Source organism: Candidatus Acidiferrales bacterium (assembly GCA_035515795.1).
GTDB lineage: Bacteria > Bacteroidota > Ignavibacteria > Kryptoniales > JAKASW01 > JAKASW01.
Genome location: DATJAY010000019.1, coordinates 1 through 18,371, shown reverse-complemented (window position 1 = coordinate 18,371; position 18,371 = coordinate 1). Strand labels below are relative to the sequence as shown.

10 protein-coding genes are annotated in these 18,371 nt (G+C 47.2%); all 10 read left to right on the top strand.

All coding sequences use genetic code 11. The annotated features are described in order from the left end of the window. Positions 1 to 153: 153 nt before the first annotated feature. Positions 154 to 3,186, top strand: coding sequence for a TonB-dependent receptor (locus VLX91_08730; GenBank protein ID HUI30290.1), 3,033 nt, complete (start codon positions 154 to 156; stop codon positions 3,184 to 3,186). A 14-nt stretch (positions 3,187 to 3,200) separates the two neighbouring features. Then, positions 3,201 to 5,648 carry a T9SS type A sorting domain-containing protein gene (locus VLX91_08725; protein HUI30289.1) on the top strand — a complete coding sequence of 816 codons (2,448 nt, stop codon included), beginning with the start codon at positions 3,201 to 3,203 and terminating at the stop codon, positions 5,646 to 5,648. Between the two features lie 4 nt (positions 5,649 to 5,652). Then, positions 5,653 to 6,750, top strand: coding sequence for a PorV/PorQ family protein (locus VLX91_08720; protein HUI30288.1), 1,098 nt, complete (start codon positions 5,653 to 5,655; stop codon positions 6,748 to 6,750). Positions 6,751 to 6,764: 14 nt separating this feature from the next. Continuing rightward, the gene (locus VLX91_08715) at positions 6,765 to 8,045 is read left to right on the top strand and encodes an IPT/TIG domain-containing protein (GenBank protein HUI30287.1); all 1,281 of its coding nucleotides are present in this window, start codon (positions 6,765 to 6,767) and stop codon (positions 8,043 to 8,045) included. 171 nt (positions 8,046 to 8,216) lie between these two features. Continuing rightward, positions 8,217 to 9,638, top strand: coding sequence for a T9SS type A sorting domain-containing protein (locus VLX91_08710; protein HUI30286.1), 1,422 nt, complete (start codon positions 8,217 to 8,219; stop codon positions 9,636 to 9,638). Between the two features lie 72 nt (positions 9,639 to 9,710). Next, positions 9,711 to 10,364 (top strand): hypothetical protein, encoded by a 654-nt coding sequence (locus VLX91_08705; protein HUI30285.1) that lies wholly within the window; start codon positions 9,711 to 9,713, stop codon positions 10,362 to 10,364. 19 nt (positions 10,365 to 10,383) lie between these two features. Beyond that, the gene (locus VLX91_08700; GenBank protein ID HUI30284.1) at positions 10,384 to 11,577 is read left to right on the top strand and encodes a T9SS type A sorting domain-containing protein; all 1,194 of its coding nucleotides are present in this window, start codon (positions 10,384 to 10,386) and stop codon (positions 11,575 to 11,577) included. Positions 11,578 to 11,820: 243 nt separating this feature from the next. Beyond that, a complete protein-coding gene (locus tag VLX91_08695; GenBank protein ID HUI30283.1) occupies positions 11,821 to 13,071 on the top strand; it encodes a transglutaminase-like domain-containing protein in 1,251 nt (416 codons plus the stop codon). A 49-nt stretch (positions 13,072 to 13,120) separates the two neighbouring features. Then, positions 13,121 to 15,625: an Ig-like domain-containing protein gene (locus VLX91_08690; protein ID HUI30282.1), complete on the top strand. Its 2,505-nt coding sequence runs from the start codon at positions 13,121 to 13,123 to the stop codon at positions 15,623 to 15,625. Positions 15,626 to 15,847: 222 nt separating this feature from the next. Beyond that, positions 15,848 to 18,371 (top strand): glycoside hydrolase family 3 N-terminal domain-containing protein (locus VLX91_08685; GenBank protein ID HUI30281.1); only part of this gene is annotated, 2,524 nt, incomplete at its 3' end.

Below are 18,371 nucleotides of genomic sequence, written 5' to 3'. Positions count from 1 at the left end.
GTACCCACTTTCTAAAATCTCAGAACCTTATCGTGTCACAGATGGTGCGGAATCCTCGAAGATCTTTTCGCCTTTCGCCGCAAAAAACTTCCCGCGAAAATGAGAAACACATCGAGACACTATGGCTTTAGTTCCCTGTAAAGGAGTATTGCGATGAATAAAGTTGTCATCAGAGGTTGTCTGTTTACATTAACAATGGTTTCCCTGGTCTTTGCTCAGACAACGGGCAAGATTGCGGGCACTGTGACTGATGCGGCGACGGACGAAAAATTAGTCGGAGTAACTGTCGTGGTACAGGGAACAAATATAGGAGCTTCAACGGACATGAACGGATACTATGCGATTCTGAACCTGGCTGCCGGGACGTACACGTTGAAAGCGTCAATGGTTGGATATTCGCCGACGACTGTCCAAGATGTAAGAGTCTCAATCGACCAAACGGCGGAGATCGATTTGAAATTGTCCGAGGCAGCGGTTACAGGGAAGGAAGTCACAATAGTTGCTTCGAGGCCTGTCATACAAAAAGACGTTTCAGCGAGCACGATCAATCTTACTCCTGACGAAGTGATTTCGATTCCGACGGTGAGCATTACGGGGGCAGTTCAACTTCAGGCGGGAATTCAAAGCGGTCTTGTGATAAGAGGCGGTGGAAACGATCAGACCGCGTTTATGGTAGATGGCTTTACTCTTCGTGATGCAAGAAGCAATGCGCCATACACTAACGTCAGCATGACGTCTGTCCAGGACATTCAAGTCCAAACCGGAGGATTCAATGCAGAATATGGGGACGTCAGATCCGGAGTAGTGAATGTTACGACCAACAATGGCAGCACTGAACACTACACGATAAGCTTACTCTCACGAGTAGCTCCTCCGCAACCGCAGAATTTTGGAGGAGCATTGAACGGCGTCAACACGTATTATGTCAGGCCTTACATGGATCCTGCAGTTGCGTACTACGGTACGAGCGACGGTATGTGGAATCCACAGACCCAGTCCATATATCCAACTTTTCCTGGATGGATTGCAACTTCAGAACAGTCATTGGCCGGAGGCGACTCCAGTAAATTTCTGAGTCCAACTGCAGCCCAGAAACTTTGGGAGTGGCAGCACCGCAAAGATTTTTCAATTCTGAAACCCAATTACAATATAGACGCCAGCTTCGGCGGACCTTTTCCAGTCATAAGCAAGGAGCTCGGTAATCTCCGATTCTGGGCGTCATACGTGAGCGAGCAGGACATGTACATGATTCCATTGGCGACTGACGCATACAGAAGTTATAGTGGATCATTGAAGATGACCTCGGACGTTGGACCGGGGATGTCGCTCCAGCTTGAAGGGATGCTGGTCAATCAGGACGGTACCAATTCCAGCAACGCAGGACAGCCGGGGATATTCAGCTCGAGTTCAGGTATTTCGAGTGTTTTATCCGAGGTGAGTTACATAGACGCGAGGATGTTTACAGATGAATACTGGGCGCCGACAAAAGTGAATTTCAACATGATCGGAGCAAAATTCTCGGACGTGGTTAGCCCATCGACGTTCTACGAGATAAACCTACGAGAGACAGGATCTCAATATCACACGGCACCTGGCCCGCTTCGTGATACAGCCTCCATCTATCAGTTCGGGAATTACTATTTCGCTGATGAAGCGCCGGTGGGGTTCTGGCCGCTTCCTTCGACTGCAATCGACGGAATGAGGATGAGTGTTGGAATGAGTACGTCGCGTGACAGCAGCAGGCTTGCGGAATACAATGCGAAATTTGATTTGTCGAGTCAGATTGACGAGCATAACCAGATCAAGACCGGCTTAGAATTCGACTATACTGACAACGATGTTAACTACGCAACCGTTGACGCTTATTTGCCGACAGGCACATCGTGGTCACATTGGCATACGTTTCCACTTCGCGCGTCGGCTTATTTGCAGGATAAGATCGAGTTCGAAGGTATGATAGCGAATCTGGGCGTCCGAGTGGATGATTCTCATGCCGGCGGAGAATGGTACAGCATCGATAATCCCTATTCGATCATCTTTTCTGGTGCTGACGTGATTGGGCTTGATACGGTGACGAAAGCACCAACCAAGAATATTCTCTACGTGGAACCACGACTTGGCATCTCTTTTCCAGTAACGGATAATTCAAAATTGTATTTCAATTATGGCCATTTCTATTCCATGCCCAATCCCAACGACCTATATCTGATTCGTAGATTGACGGGAACCAATAATGTGAGCTTGGTTGCAGATCCGAATAATCCCCTGCCGAGAACCATTGCTTATGAATTGGGCTTCGAGCAAAGCGTGCTTGACCAGTATCTGATTCACATTGCGGGATATTATAAGGATATTGCTAACCAGTATGGTTCTCCTGATGGTCTGTACGCAGGTACAACTTATGTGAGCGCAGACTCAAAGGTTGATTACACTCAGTACACTCCCAATTATTATGAGGACATAAGAGGATTTGAAATAACCCTTTCAAAGAACAGAGGCGATTGGTTCCAGGGGTTCGTGAATTATACATACATGGTGGAAACGTGGGGTAACTTTGGATACAGAACAAGCTATCAAAGTCCTGCCGATCAACGGAATTATGATCTAACATACTATACTGATCTTTATCAGACAAAACCCCTGCCTCAGCCTTACGCAAGACTGAATCTGGACTTTTTCACGCCGAATTGGTTCGGTCCAAATTGGAACGGCATCAAACCTCTGGCTGATTGGCATGTCAATTTGCTCGGCAACTGGTCCGCAGGGCCTTGGCTCACATGGTCTGGCGGCGCGACTATTCCAGGAGTCCAGAATAATGTTGAATGGACTGATTACCTAGATTTTGACTTAAGAATAAGCCGGGGATTCCATTTTTACGGCCTTGACATGGAACTGTTCGCGGATATCTATAATATCTTCAACTACAAATACATGTCGCCTTATTACGGTTTCTACAATGGTACCGACTTTAATGCTTACATGGAGTCGCTTCACCTGCCGGTCTCCATTGCAGGCGATTCTGTTCACCATCCCTTGGGATACGTTAATACGCCCGGGAATGACAGGCCTGGAGATTATCAGTCGTCGAGCAAGTCTTACATCCGCATGCCCGAGCTCTGGCAGTTGTCCATGTTGAATCCAAGGACGTTCTTTTACGGAATCAGATTCACCTATGACATACCGTAAGAAATGAGGAAGAAATGAATTTTAAAATTGGAACAAGTCATCTCAGCGTACGACATGGATCAAGTCGCTTGTTTTACATCGCATTATTTTTTCTCCTCCTCTTGGGTGATCGTGCGTCCGCGCAATACGCGACCAAGTGGATGGACATCGGGTCATTCCAGAGCTGGTACTCAAATGCCGGAAGTGAATATGAAGAGCAAAGAGTCTTAACGCAGCAGGATGGTGATCGCTGGCCCGCAATTTATCCCAACCAGGACATGGAAGCGGCTAAAGGACTGTGGATCGGAGTGCAGAACTTCAAAGACGCATCGGGAACGGTGTGGCCGGTCAAGGTTATACATTTTGGACCGAGGTTTGACAGTGACGCATCTGAATTTGTTCCGCAGGCGTTTACAACCACTGATAGATTCGCTCTGCCACAAGTTTTGGTCGATGGCGGAAGCGGTTTATCTCCATCGTATAATATTCCGCCCGACGAAGACAATACGAACTCAAGTCTGAAAGAAGACCGACTGATTTATGACAGCGTGTGTACTTCGATAGGATTGACGATGGTGAGAAAAATAATCGGTTTCAGTCAACAGTTTAATGACAATTATGTCATATACGATTACACATTTACAAATACGGGGAAGACCGGATATGGCACGCTTCCAAGTCAAAGTCTCGACAGCATTCGCATTTTCTTTCAGTACAGATACGCAGTTTGCGCGGATACTCGTTATGTGATAGGAGCGAATTCGTCCGGCTGGGGAATTGGAACCGACAGTGACAATAGAGGAGATGGTTTGAAGCCAAGTGCTCCGTTTTTCGGAGGTGTGGTACGAACAAGTGACACTCTTCAAGCCAATGATGTCAGAGCATCATACTCGTGGTTAGGGAATTTTAACAACCCATCATACGGAGCATTCACGCTTTCTGGAATGCCAGGCCTCGGCGTCGCCGGTGCTCCACCAAGCGATAACATAGGAGGGCCTATTTGGGTAAACTCTTCTGCACAACCAGGTCCACCCGCCTCAGATACTCTGGGTAGGCTTGGTGCGACACAGTTTATAGGGGTCTGCACCATTCACGCCGATAAATCTGCGACGGACACTTCGGACGACCCAAATGAACCAAGCACAACGGCCTATGTGGCGAACGATGATGGACTTGAGTCAAATAATAGCCAGTTCAACGGGCCGATGATGCAGAAGGAATATACATTGATGTCTGCGGGTCACGGCGTTGGCTGGAATTCCGGCGTCAGCTGGTCTGGTCAGCGTGAAGCAGATAAGGTCGGACTAGGCGGTGACCCATCTTTCGGGACAAGCGGTGGAATGGATGTGGCGAACGGTTATGGCCCTTACAATCTCGCTCCCGGTCAAAGTTTCCACATCGTGATGGCAGAAGCTGCCGCTGGTCTGAGCCGTGAAGCTTGTATCAGGATTGGCCGCCAATTCAAATTAGGGCTGATAACCCCTGCACAGAAAGACGATTCCGTTTACACCGGCAGAGATTCGTTGTTCCAGACCTTTAGAAGTGCGATTGCGAATTATAATTCCGGATACAGCTTACCACAACCTCCGCAACCACCTTCGATTTTCAGCGTGACTTCGGGTGGTGACAAAATTGCACTTTCATGGACTCCTCCGCAGGGCGGTCCCACGATCACCTCATTCACAATATACCGAGCTAAGGGGTTGGTCGACAGTACGTACTACTTGATCTATCAATGCCCGTCCAACGTAACGAGTTTCAACGACACCACGGCGGTTCGTGGTATAGACTATTACTATTACATCGCTTCTGTCGGAAGTCCGGCTGATAATCCCGGTGGTAACGGTACACCATCGGGTGTAGCACTCGAAAGCAGCAGATACTATACGCAGACGTATGACCCCGCCCATTTACTCAGGCCAGGTGTTTCGGAACCTGTGAAGAGTGTCTTCACGGTTAGCGGAATAACGACGCCACCAAAAGTAGGTGACCTTTATACCAATGGGAGCGCAATATTCACTGTCCTGTCGGTTAGTGTCACCGGGACTGCCCCTGGCATCTCAGGTACGATAACATGCAGAGGGACCGCCAGTCCGCCAGCTTCCGGAACAATTGTAAGAAATACCGGAAGGGGCGACAGCCTGATAACTTTTTCGGGTATCAACAAAAACGACATAAATTTCGGAGATGTTATTCGAGTAGTTCCTAACCCTTACAATATCTCTGCAAATGAAAATATACTTCGTTATGTCGGCGAGCCCAACCAGATTGGTTTTCTCGATATCCCGCCTGTCTGTACGATCAAGATATATACCGAGCTGGGTCAGTTGATAAAAACAATCCAGCATGTAAACGGAAGCGGTGATGAATACTGGAATCTGACGACATCTTCTAATCAAATCGTCGTGAGCGGAATCTACATCGTGGTTTTCCAAACTCCACAAGGTCAGACAGCCATAAAGAAATTCGTAGTCATTAGGTGACCAAATGAAAACGGAAACTAGAATGAAGATGAATAGCAATTGTCGTTTCGACCGCAGAGAGGTGCGATCTATTGTGCAACGTCATGACGAGACCCTTAATGGCTTCTTTGTCCGTTCCCTTGTCGGAATAACGCTTCTTGTGTCCTCAATAGCCTTTGGCCAACAGAAACTGGCGCAATCGGGTTTGGACTTCCTGAATGTTTCCACTGATCCTCGAGCCGAAGCGATGGGTGAGGCGGTGACATCACTAGATGGTAATTCCACTTCGATGTTCTACAATACTGCCGGCATGGCGAGGATCGAAAATGCTGTGACCCTTTCTTTGGGCCAGGTAGATTGGATTGCGGGCATCAAGCATTTCTACGGCAGCGTGGCGTTCGTCCCATCTCATGATGAGTATGGTGTCTTCGGCTTGACTGTACGATCAGTCAACTATGGGGATTTACAGGAAACGATAATTGCGAACAATGTGGAAGGATACCAGGATATAGGGACATTTTCACCGGCAGCCTACTCCATCGGAGTAGGTTATGCAAAGGCTCTCACTGACAAGTTTGCTGTGGGTGGCGACGTAAATTATGTGGTTCAGGATCTCGGTTCTAGCATAACCAACATCAACAGCAACGGAAGCTATGTTACCAAAGAGGAGAAATTGAATGTCGTCTCCTTCGATTTTGGGATGATATACAAAACGGGTTATAAGAGCCTGGCGTTTGGAATGGACTTAAGAAATTTTTCCCGAGAACTCAAGTATGAGGCGGAAAGTTTTGACCTTCCGCTCATTTTCAATCTTGGAATCTCAATGAACCTTCTCGATATGTGGAACATAGACGACAATTCGCAATCATTGGTACTAGCTGTGGATGCCACTCATCCGAGAGACTATCCTGAACAAGTCGATGTCGGAGCGGAATACACTTTCATGGGGATAATATCGCTCCGAGGCGGGTACATGTTTAACAACGATGTATATGGTGTGACAGCCGGAGTTGGTTTACACGAGGACATTGCGGGTATTAATCTCGGTATCGATTATTCCTGGACGCCGTTTACTGGCGGATTTTCGGATGTACAGCGACTTTCGTTGGTCGTTGCTTATTGATGTGAGGATGCAAAATGAGGAATAAATTAAGAATTTGTCTGTCCACGCTGGCGGTTTCCATCGCGGTGGCTTTGAATATGGTTGGCTGCACAAAAGTCGAGTCGCCTACTTTATATAACCCGGGCCTCGGTAATGGTCCGCAACCGGTCGTAGACAGCCTGTCGCCCGAAGGGAGCGCGCTTGCTGGGATTGATACCCTCACTATTTATGGAAAGAATTTTCTGACAAACTTAGATAGCGACCAGGTTTCATTTCTGAATTATACTACAAAGGCGTTTTCGTATTATGGTTATGGTTACAGTCCCATCATAAGTGCAAGTCCAACCAAAATAGTGTTGAAAGCTCCGGCTATATCGGGAGATACCATTCAGGTAAGGGTATCCGTGATCGGTGCGGCAAATTTTAGTCCGGTTTACAGTTATAAATTGATTGCCGCGATAACTCCATTTAGCAATCTGCCGACTGCAACGGGCGATAATGCTTACGGCATCTGCACGGGCCCAGATTCGAATCTCTATGTGTCGATCTCAAATGCGACTCTTGGGACCAAAGACAAAGGCATATTCAGGATTACTTCCGACGGGACGGTAGCTGCTTCGCCTTATGCCTTGTCTACGACGGGTAATGTGGATTGGCCTTTCATCAAGTTCGGCCCTGGCAATTTTATCTATGCGTCGAAGGGTGTTAGGGCAATTTACCGGCTTTCGCAAGGGACTTCGTCGACCGCCTGGGCTCCCGTCCCTTCCGGCGCATTCTCAGATTTTGATTTCGACCCGAATCATAATTTGTGGGCAGGTTGGAGCGTAACAGTAAACGGAGTGCCAAGTTATGGGATTTATAGAATAAAGACCGATGCAAGCACCAAACTGTTTCCTTTCACAGGTAGTGTCGGATCTGTGCGGTACTACAATGGATACTTGTATTTTGTTTCCAATCCGGGAAGCGGACCGAACAAAGTCTACAGGGCTCCCCTGGTGAATGATTCACTCGGAACTCCTGAAGTGTACTTTGATCTCGCCGAGGATCCGGCAGGTGGTAACAACATCTATGCGATAACTTTTTCTGCGGATGGCGATTTATTTGTGGCGACGGAGGCGACCGATTACCTGTTAGTGGTCCATCCAGGAGGTGCGATAGACAAACCTTACTCTTTGTATGTTAGCGGTAAAGTACTCAATTCTCCATGTAAATCCTTCGCATGGATTGGGCAGAATTTATTTGCGAGTACTGCAACCTTCGGCATTTTGAAAATCGTAGCAAGAAAACAAGGCGCTCCATATTATGGAATACAATGAAAGGCGGTTCCGCCATGCTTCTCGTCTGTTGTTAAAGGGAGGATTTGATCGAATGAATAACACTCGTTAAGTAGGAGGTGATATCGGAAGATTTTGTTTGTCACGACACGGTGTGTCTAGCTCTTACACCTGCAAGTTTTAAAAACAAATCATTCAAAGGAGGAATAAACAATGTGTAAAAAAATTTTCCTGGCTGTAGTTGCGCTGATGGCAGTGTCTGTCTGTTCAGCTAACGCACAGGGCTGGCAATTTGTCAAAATATTCCCGGATTCAGGCTTCAATCCCGGGGTCATTAGTGGAGGCGGAATAAATAATGCCTTGACAGTTGATCCTATGGGAAGAGTCTGGATGGCGTCATATAGGTATGACGATAGTTTGGCGAGAACTGGAGGAGGTATGATACCTGTAAAGAGCATCTACGTCTTCAATTCGGATGGTTCCCAGGCATCGTTCTCTCCGTTACATGTTCTCATGAGTAGAGATGGAACGGTAAAGGACACTCTTAACGGAGGTATTATGGGATTTTCGTATTCATACGGAATGACTACCGGCCCCTCTGACGGTGACATATACATGGCTCTTCCGAGTGCCTATATAATAAAGCTCGACTACCACGATGGGACGGAAATACAAAAGATCGAGAACCCGATACCGGGATATGCGAGTTCACTCGCAAGTTGCGCGGTGGATAACGCAGGCGAAGTGTTCACGGTCGGTGTTATCGGCGCGCCAACCGGTCCGATCGCACTCACATCTGATTTTACGCAGGTAGCAGAGTCAATAGATACCTCGGAATACAATGGCGTTGCCAGAGCGATTGCAGTTTCTGGCGATGGGAATGATGTCTATGTCCCATACTTTGCAAATTTTCAGATAATTTCGGGTCAGGATACGGCGATTACACCTGTTGTCCTGCATTATCACAGTTCTGCAGGAACTCTCAGCCAATATGTCCTTCAAGACACGCTTCTTAAAGGCCTGTCTGTTGAATCCATGGCATGGCAGCCTGGATCAGGATACCTCTGGTGTGGATCTGGTGGTCCCGTGACTGACAAAAACACCGACACAGCCTTTAGTCCGCTTTCCTGGTACGCATTCGACATGACGAATCCATCTAATCCCGTGCTTAAGGACAGCATAAAGTGGAATCTGACAGCAGTTGGAATTGGTGCGGATTCCCTGAAGACCACCATCATCGATGACAGAGGAATTGCGTTCAGCCCAAGCGGGGATACGGCATACGTTGCTGTCTTCAATTCTAATATTAATTGTGTCCAGATGTTCACGGGACATGTGACGGCTGTTAATCAGACCTCTCTTGGACCGACTTCATACATCCTGTCGCAGAATTATCCTAACCCGTTCAATCCGACGACTAAGATTGAATACTCGTTGAAAAACAACGTCAAAGTTACTCTCAAAGTATATGATGTCCTTGGAAGAGAAGTGGCCACGTTAGTCGATGCGAAACAATCTGCCGGACAACATTTCGTCACATTTAATGGTGATCGATTTGCCTCGGGTATTTACCTATATTCACTTGTAACGTCAGACGGTTTCAAGATGACGAAGAAGATGGTCTTACTGAAGTAATTTTGTTCCTGCCCTGTCCTCCTCTCTGGAATTCTGTTCTGATGAACGGGAGGATTAGAGAGGAGGATGGGGATGGGATTGAAGAACAAGGATTGGGGTGAGCAGGTGAAGAAGATAAAAGTTTTCTATTTCATGATTTGGGTGCTGCTTATTCTTCTCGGAGAATTGGCGCAAGCGCAGAATAGTGAGATAGCCAAAGCACACAGTGCATATGTGACCATCTTAGATAGATTCAAAATCCAGTATTATGGGACGCTAATTCGACGTAGTAAGGATGAATATGTGATCAAACTCCAGGGGCCGTCGAACGAAAGGAATGAAGTACATGTCTCCGTGAGCCAGCGCCCGTTCGTTGAGTTGGAGGGAACGTATGGTGGTAGGTTGTACCTTGACATCCCTGAAAGTGAGCGGTTAATGAAGAATCGAGTTTATGTGGATACAACAATGTCTGATTCCTTGAAATTTGTCCGTGAATACTGGGTTGTCTACGCAGGAATGGGAGCATGGGAGTGCATGATAAATTGCTACACGCAGAACGCAGGTGAATATTATACCTTCTCGCTTGCTAGTGATGTTAGCTCGAGAAAACCCGGTGAAGAGGTCGACGGAAGGAAATTGACCACCGAGGAAATTAGCGAAGAACTTCTAGGGACGATGCGAGACACGTCGAATGTTACGGTAGAGCAGTTCAATAGGATAGTTGGTTCGTTCGAAATCGGTAGGTAGGAAAAGGGGTGGCAAAATAATGCGGAATAGGATTTTTGCTCTTTTGGGGGCGTTGACGATTTCAGCTTCGGTTCATGCGCAGGGTGCTCTTCCTATCGAAGGAAAGGGTATGTGGATTTGGCAATTGTGGAATGCAAGCGGCGGCAGCTTAGGTGCAGTAATCAATAAATTAAGAACCGTCGGAGTAACGTGGGTCGTCATCAAAGTCGGAGATGGTGATAGCTACTACAACAGCGCAGATCACTCGCTTTACAATTGGGCGGTGCCAGAGTATGGTAGTATGGATAGCGTCGCCTCCATTTTTCATAGTAATGGAATAAAGATATTTGCATTTCAATATGTTTACGGAGTTCCTCATTACTGGGGAAACTCCGCATCTGAGACAGACGTCGCCAATATGATTCTCAGCATCAAAGGCATCGACGGCCTTCTTATCGATGCTGAAATAGAATACGATACTCTGGCAAGCCGTGTGCCGGCAGCACAAGCATATTGCGATTCGGTTCATTCTCATCATCCCGAGAGCTTTGTCGGGTTGACATCCTGGGCACGTGTGGACGGGCACAACACTTTCCCTTGGACCACTTTCCTCGACCGAGTCCGGGTAAACATGCCGCAGACATATTGGGCCGCGAGACCGACGACACCTCAAAACGAGCTTAGCCTCATGAGTGGCCAGTTCGCTTCGTACACACAAACTTGGGTTAAGCAAGGAGATAGTGCGGCGAATAAACCAATAATGCCCATCGGTCAGGGAGAATATTTCGGTTATAGCAACAACGTCAGGCCCGGCGATATCTCAGGTTTTTGCAGTCTGTCACAGCAGGCGTACCACTATGCTGGTGTCAGCCTCTGGGAATATGGACAGATTGATTCGCCGTTCGTATGGAACGAGTACACATCGGCCTGGCCGTTGACCGCGATTTCTCAGGGGCCTGCTATCTCACCGGGTTATTCGCTGTTTCAAAATTATCCTGACCCATTCAATCCTTCCACAGTAATCGATTATTGGTTGCCGGAACTCACCGGCGTTACGCTAAAAGTTTATGACGTACTTGGGAGAGAAGTTACTACGCTAGTAAATGAACAGGAGAATCCGGGGAAATATCAGGTTAAGTTCGATGGTTCCAGATTCGCAAGCGGCGTTTACTTCTATCGCCTGACAACATCGTCGGGAGTTGTTCAGGTCAGGAAAATGATCCTCGAAAAATGATGGAAGGGTAGACAAATGCTCCGATGCGGTCCCGGGTTATCGTCGATCTGTAACACATTACTCTTGTCTTTCATCGCGTTATCGTTTTGTTTAGGGCAAACGAAATCATATCACAGCGCGCTTAGGCTGGAGAACGGTGGAAAATTCAAAGAAGCGTCGTCGCTGCTTGAGAAGATCCTTCATGAAGAGTCTGCTTCTTTGTCTCCTGCCGAAAAAGATGAGATCCATTTCCAATTAGAAAGAATGAGACGTATTCGAATTGACTACTCCTTGGCCGCAGACGAGCTGTATGCTGAACTCGCGCATAGCATCAGGAATATTTCGAAAGGGGAATTTGAGAGATGGATAAGAAAGGGAAAATTCGACGCACGAATGATTGACGATACATTGCGATTCGTTGGGACGAGCAGAAGCAACCTATTTTTCCGAAATTCTGATATCGCCACAAGACGAATCCCACCCCCGGAGGAATACAAATTTCACGAAGCTTTGTTATCTAATTGCATCTTAATTGAAAAAGCCTCGGACAGCTCTGGAGTTCCGTATGTTTTGCCCAAAGTCTTTGTTGTAAAGATGTCACTGACGACGGACTCCGGTGTAGTAAAACCCGGTGAGACCGTAAAGGCATGGATCCCTGTTCCAAGAAAACTTCCTTTCCAGACAGGGTTCTCCTTAGTTTCATCCTCAAGCAGGCCTGTCGACATTTCTTCAGAGGAGAGCCAGATTCGGTCCGTCTACATGGAACAACCGACGGACTCCGAAGGGGCGACGAGATTCCTAATCGAGTACTCGTATGAAACTTTCGGCGTCCATTTTAATCTTGAAAGAGACAGGGTACAACCATACAACAAAAGCGACAGCACCTATGTGAAATACACCATGGAGGCTCCCAATCTAATTTTCACCGACAAAATCACAAGACTGTCAAAAGAAATTGTTGGCAGAGAGAGCAATCCGCTCCTTAAGGCAAAGAAGATATACGATTGGATTTCTAGAAATATTAAATACAGCTTCGCTAGAGAATATTCGACAATAAGTAATATCAGCGACTATTGTCTGACACAGAAATACGGTGACTGCGGACAGGAAGCGATGCTATTCATAGCACTCTGTCGCTACAACGGCATTCCAACTCGCTGGCAGTCTGGCTGGTTTACATTTCCTGGTGCAAAAGATATACACGACTGGACTGAGATTTACGTTTCCCCTTATGGTTGGATACCCGTCGATCCATATATGGGAATTCTCGCAAAAAGATACATGATGGATCTGACTCCAGAACAGCGCAAGATACTGCACGAGTTCTATTTTGGAGGGCTCGACCAATATCGAATGTCCGCAAACTCTGACAACAACCAGGTTCTTATGCCGGCAAAGAAATATTTTCGGTCCGATGATGTAGACTTTCAAAGAGGAGAACTCGAAACGGATGAGAGTAACATATACTTTAATCAGTTCGACTACAGTCTCACGATTCAGGAAAAGAAGCCTTAGAGATGACCGGGGTATTACACAATCAGCCGTTATACAAAACAGGGGCCGCATGAAAACAATTTTTGTTGTCATTACCTTGATCGTTGTAAAAACTTTCGCTCAGTCCCCAGCGCAGTGCACTCAGTACTTTCAGTCTGTTTCAAGCGAGTTCAATGTTCCGGCTCCAATTCTTGAAGCAATTGGTTACATCGAGACCCATTGGTCTCAAGGAGTCGCAGGTGGAGACCGTGGGGTGATGGGCCTTCGTAATGATAGCAGATTTTCGTACTCGCTCGATAGCGCGGCAAAGCTGATCGGGTTGCCTGTAGATTCTTTGTTGAGCGACCCCTACCTGAACATCAGAGGTGCCGCAGCGCTCTTGTCGGAATACAGAAACCAGACGAACAAACAGTCGATGGTCGTAACAGATAGCCTGCCGACTTGGTCAGGCGTAATCGCTAGATACAGCGGGATTCCTCAGCCTGACATAGCCTTGGAATTCGCGTATCATACTCTCCAGTATGTGCAATCCGGCGTCGACGCAGATGGAATCGTAATCCTGCCTCAATCTGTAGATCTCAGTGGCTTTCCCGAACCGGTGAAGGCGACCGGATTCATAAAACCCGGTGATCCCATCCCTAAACCTGTGTGGGTCGGAAGTCCCAGCTATAATTCTCGCAGCGGTGCACCAATTATTTTCTTGATTATTCACGATACCGAGGAACAGTTTGATTACGCTGTCTCTTTATTTGAAAACGTCAGCGATCAAGCGAGTGCCCATTACCTCGTAAGAAGCCAGGATGGCTATATTGACCAGTTCGTGAACGACAGCGATCGGGCATGGGCTGTTGTATGCTGGAACTCAATAACGCTGAACATTGAGCACGAAGGTTTCGTCTCCGACTCCTCTTTTTATACCGAAGCCGAGTATGAATCATCAGCACGACTGACAGCATCCCTGTGCGAAAAATTCGGCATTCCGGAAGACTCCCTACATATTTTCGGCCACGATGCGTGGAGTTATCCGTGGTTCAATCTAATTCCATTTTCACAATACGTTCCTTATGTAGGATCGGGATACGCCACCTGCAACAACCATACAGATCCGGGTAAATATTGGAACTGGCATCATTATTTCGACCTTGTTCATCGATACGATTCGACGGAAGTGTCGATTGTGAAATCCTCTCCTGCCGCGAACGACTCTGCTGTAGCAGCTTATTCGAACGTCGTCATAAATTTTAATACGCCGATGGATACCGCGTCCACAGATTCTGCATTTAGTATTACGCCAAATGTTGGAGGTGGAATTTCATTCAACTCAAATCATACGCAATTGGTCTTTCATCCCGATGCCTTTCTCGTATGGAAGACATCTTACGATGTTAGTATAAGCACGTCGGCAAAAGCATCTAACGGAAAGAATCTTAAAACGCCCTACGAATTCCGATTCACGACGGTCCCTGTCGATACCGAAGGCCCATCTGTCATTGCGGAATCTCCGCGGGACGGAGGAACTGTGATACCTAAAGCTTACCTCGAGTTTGTGATGAACGAGCCGGTTCAGTTCAACTCGCTCTCTTCAAAAATAACGCTAGTCGACTCGGAGGGAAATGTGGTGCCGCTTTCTAAAGATATGTTTCAAGTCACCTCGAGTGGCTTGACACTTGTTGCTGTGCGTTCACAAACCAGCTTGGGCTCCGGGATGAAATACACTTTTTCTCTCTTACCCGGAGTGATTGATTACTACGGCGTTGCTAGTAAAGGATCATTCTCAACTACTTTTACTGTCGATGCCGCAGTTTCCGGTGGTTCAGTAATCGAAGGCTTTGAGTCTTCGCTTGGTCGGTGGCTGCAGCCCTCCGCAAGCTCAGGCACATTTGGAGTTGATACTTCTGTTACCGGCTTTTTTATCTCTTATCGGTCTTATGATGGTTACGATGCAGGTACGCTGAAATACCAATTCGATTCAGTAAGGTCTGTTTGTGCTGAAGAGAACTCTGAGGGATTCGATATCTCCGGGGTATCTTCTATTGGGATGTGGGTGTTTGGCGATAACAGTCGAAACGAGCTGGATTTTATCTTTGGCTCCACATCCGAGAAGTTTCTTGCAGTCGACACAATAGATTGGTATGGTTATAAGTATGTCGGGATGTGGCGTGATATTTCAGATGCATCGACCGATGTTTTTAAGGGATTCGCGATTCGGCACTTGCCATCTGCATTGATCGACAGTAGCACGATATATGTCGATGATATTCAGGTGAATGGGAAGGTCACTGGATTCAGGGACAATAAAGTGGTACATCATACCTCTTACGGCCTTTTTCAAAATTATCCCAATCCGTTTAATCCTACTACGTCGATTGGCTATGAGCTGCCAACCATTAGCTACGTGACCCTGAAGGTCTACAATGTCCTTGGCGAAGAGGTTGCAGCGCTTGTCGAAGCGAGACAAGACTCAGGAAATCATACTGTCACATTCGACGCGAGCAGACTCCCGAGCGGGATCTACTTCTATCGGATAGTGGCTGATAACTTTTCAGCAATCAGAAAGATGGCGGTTATAAAATAGAGCGACAAAATGGCTGTTTGGTTTGCTATGTTTTATGTAATAGACTTTGTAAATGAATAACGGATTCAAAGATATTCTTACTCGACGATGCCCAAGAGGATATGTCTTTACGTGTTAGGGAAGGACTTCAAAGATTTGCATACGGATTTTATTCATGTCTATCGTGAATTCCAGTTCGTTCCTGCAGGAACAGACTGCGATGAAGGGATCCTAAAGTTATAAATGACAAAATTTACGCTTCTTAATACGGTCGCTGTTCTTCTTTTTTACGGATGCACAGCAGCCAACCGTACGATCTCTCAGCCGCATGTCGCTTCCACGACAAAGTCTGATACAACGACGGTTGTTAACGGCCGGGTTGGCGTTTCTACTGAAGTTTATCCTGTAGAAAATTCAGGCAGCTATAGGTGGTCAATTGATGAAAGTTGGGTCAAGACGATACTGGCCTCTCTGACGTTGAGAGAAAAAGTCGCTCAGATGGTAGTTCCATATTCGCTGACTCAATATTTAAGCGATGACGACCCCGATTATCTTGATCTGGTACGCATGGTCCGCGATGAAAAAGTCGGCGGACTGGTCGTCTCGCTCGGGAATATTTATGAGCAAGCGATCTTGTTGAACGATCTCCAGAAAATCGCGGATGTTCCCTTGTTGATATCTTCCGATTATGAAAACGGATTGGGAATGCGACTTACCGGGGGAATTTCTTTCCCAAGCAATATGGCACTCGGGGCGACGCGGGATTCTTCGCTTGTTTATGAGATTGGAAAAGTCATTGGGAAGGAGGCTCGTGCAGTGGGTGTTAGCCAGAACTATGCACCGGTGTCAGATGTCAACGACAATCCGGAGAATCCTATCATTAATGTCCGCTCGTTTGGCGAAAATCCCTATCTTGTCGCGAAGCTTGCGTCGGCATTTGTCAAAGGAAGTCAGGATGGTGGAGTTATTGCAACGGCAAAACATTTTCCGGGTCATGGGGATACGAGGGTTGATTCCCACGTTGGATTGCCAGTGATCGGATATGGCGTTCAGCGGCTTGATACTATGGAGCTGATTCCATTCAAATCGGACATCGGTTCAGGTGTAAAATCGATCATGGTGGCACACATAGCATTTCCCAAGATAGACACGGAACAGGGTGTGCCTGGAACCCTGTCATCGCGGATAACTACAGGCCTGCTCGAGGACACTCTGGGCTTTCATGGACTTGTCGTCACTGATGCAATGACGATGAAGGGCGTGACCAATGAATTTTCGGGAGCGGACGCGGCGATAAGAGCCGTCAAAGCTGGAGCAGACATTGTGTTGATGCCGCCAGACAATAGAGTTGCGATAGATGCGATCACAAAAGCCGTGGAGCGTGGCGAAATCAGCCAGGCAAGAGTCGACAGCGCGGTAAAAAAGATACTCGACATAAAGTCAGAGCTGGGTCTGAACAAGGAGAGGTTTGTTGACCTGAATTCCATACCGAGAATTGTCGGCACAGAGGCGCATCAGCTTCTTGCCGAACATGCTGCTCGTCGCTCGATTACCATTGTCAAAAATGATAGCAATATCCTTCCGCTTCAGTACCATCAACCGCAGCGAATCCTTTGCCTGGTCGTATCAGATAATGGAGACCCGAGCGTTGCCGGGGAATTCCGAATGGAACTGTTACAAAGATACGAGAATGTGGATTTCGTTCAGGTTGACCCGACTTCTAACGAGCTCGATTTCCAGAACGCGATGAATGCCGTATCTAACGCGAGCATTGTAATTATTCCGACATATGTCCGGTGGCGGTCTGGAACCGGGACAATCGATTTCGCACCGTCGGTCCAATCATTTCTCCAGAAAGTAACGGGTTCAGGGAAACCGGTGGTGATGGTTTCGTTTGGAAACCCGTATTTGCTAAGAAGCGCCCCTGGCGTCGCGGCGTATGTTTGCGCATACGGTGACATGAAAGTCTCTGTTGATGCAGCAGTTCAGGCGCTGTTTGGCGAAATAAATATCAGCGGCAAACTTCCTGTAACGATCCCTGACGTTGCGAAGTACGGTGCCGGAATCGATCTGCCTCAGACAAGTTTGAGGTTCGCTGCTCCACAGGAAGCCCGGTTTGATCCGTACAAATTGTCGCAGCTTGATTCCATCGTAAACTTCTGGATTTCAGACACAGCATTCCCATGTGCACAGCTTCTGGTAGCGAAAGATGGGAAAATTGTCTTCGACAAGGCGTTCGGCACTTACGATTATTCGCCGCTCTCGAGAACCATCGATCTTAACACGATGTTCGACATGGCCTCGTTAACTAAAATATGTGCCACGACATTTGCAGCCATGAAATTATATGGAGAAGGAAAGCTGAACATCGACACCACTGTGGTTAGTTACCTGCCGAAGTTTGGTCGAAATGGAAAAGAAAAAGTCACTGTCCGCGACCTTCTGGTGCACGATAGCGGACTTCCTCCCGACCCGCCGGAGTATCTATGGCGTACGTCTGTGATCCCGGAAGCTCAATTGGACAGTCTGCTGAAACATCCACGGTGGCTGGTTGAGCCGGATTCTTTCGGCAGCAACTTCAATGCGGCGCATGATGCGATGTGGGATTCACTGTACGCGACGCCGCTTGAATACCCGACCGGTACGAAGATGGTTTACAGCGACATAAATTTCCTGATGGTAGCAAAAATCATTGAGAAAATTACCGGGATGCCCCTTGATGAATATGTCGAAAAGAATTTCTATCATCCGCTCGGAATGACTCGCA

Excerpts from the sequence above, each read along its gene's own strand:
- VLX91_08730 (HUI30290.1), top strand. The coding sequence starts at position 154 with ATGAATAAAGTTGTCATCAGAGGTTGTCTGTTTACATTAACAATGGTT.
- VLX91_08725 (HUI30289.1), top strand. The coding sequence starts at position 3,201 with ATGAATTTTAAAATTGGAACAAGTCATCTCAGCGTACGACATGGATCA.
- VLX91_08720 (HUI30288.1), top strand. The coding sequence starts at position 5,653 with ATGAAAACGGAAACTAGAATGAAGATGAATAGCAATTGTCGTTTCGAC.
- VLX91_08715 (HUI30287.1), top strand. The coding sequence starts at position 6,765 with ATGAGGAATAAATTAAGAATTTGTCTGTCCACGCTGGCGGTTTCCATC.
- VLX91_08710 (HUI30286.1), top strand. The coding sequence starts at position 8,217 with ATGTGTAAAAAAATTTTCCTGGCTGTAGTTGCGCTGATGGCAGTGTCT.
- VLX91_08705 (HUI30285.1), top strand. The coding sequence starts at position 9,711 with ATGGGATTGAAGAACAAGGATTGGGGTGAGCAGGTGAAGAAGATAAAA.
- VLX91_08700 (HUI30284.1), top strand. The coding sequence starts at position 10,384 with ATGCGGAATAGGATTTTTGCTCTTTTGGGGGCGTTGACGATTTCAGCT.
- VLX91_08695 (HUI30283.1), top strand. The coding sequence starts at position 11,821 with ATGAGACGTATTCGAATTGACTACTCCTTGGCCGCAGACGAGCTGTAT.
- VLX91_08690 (HUI30282.1), top strand. The coding sequence starts at position 13,121 with ATGAAAACAATTTTTGTTGTCATTACCTTGATCGTTGTAAAAACTTTC.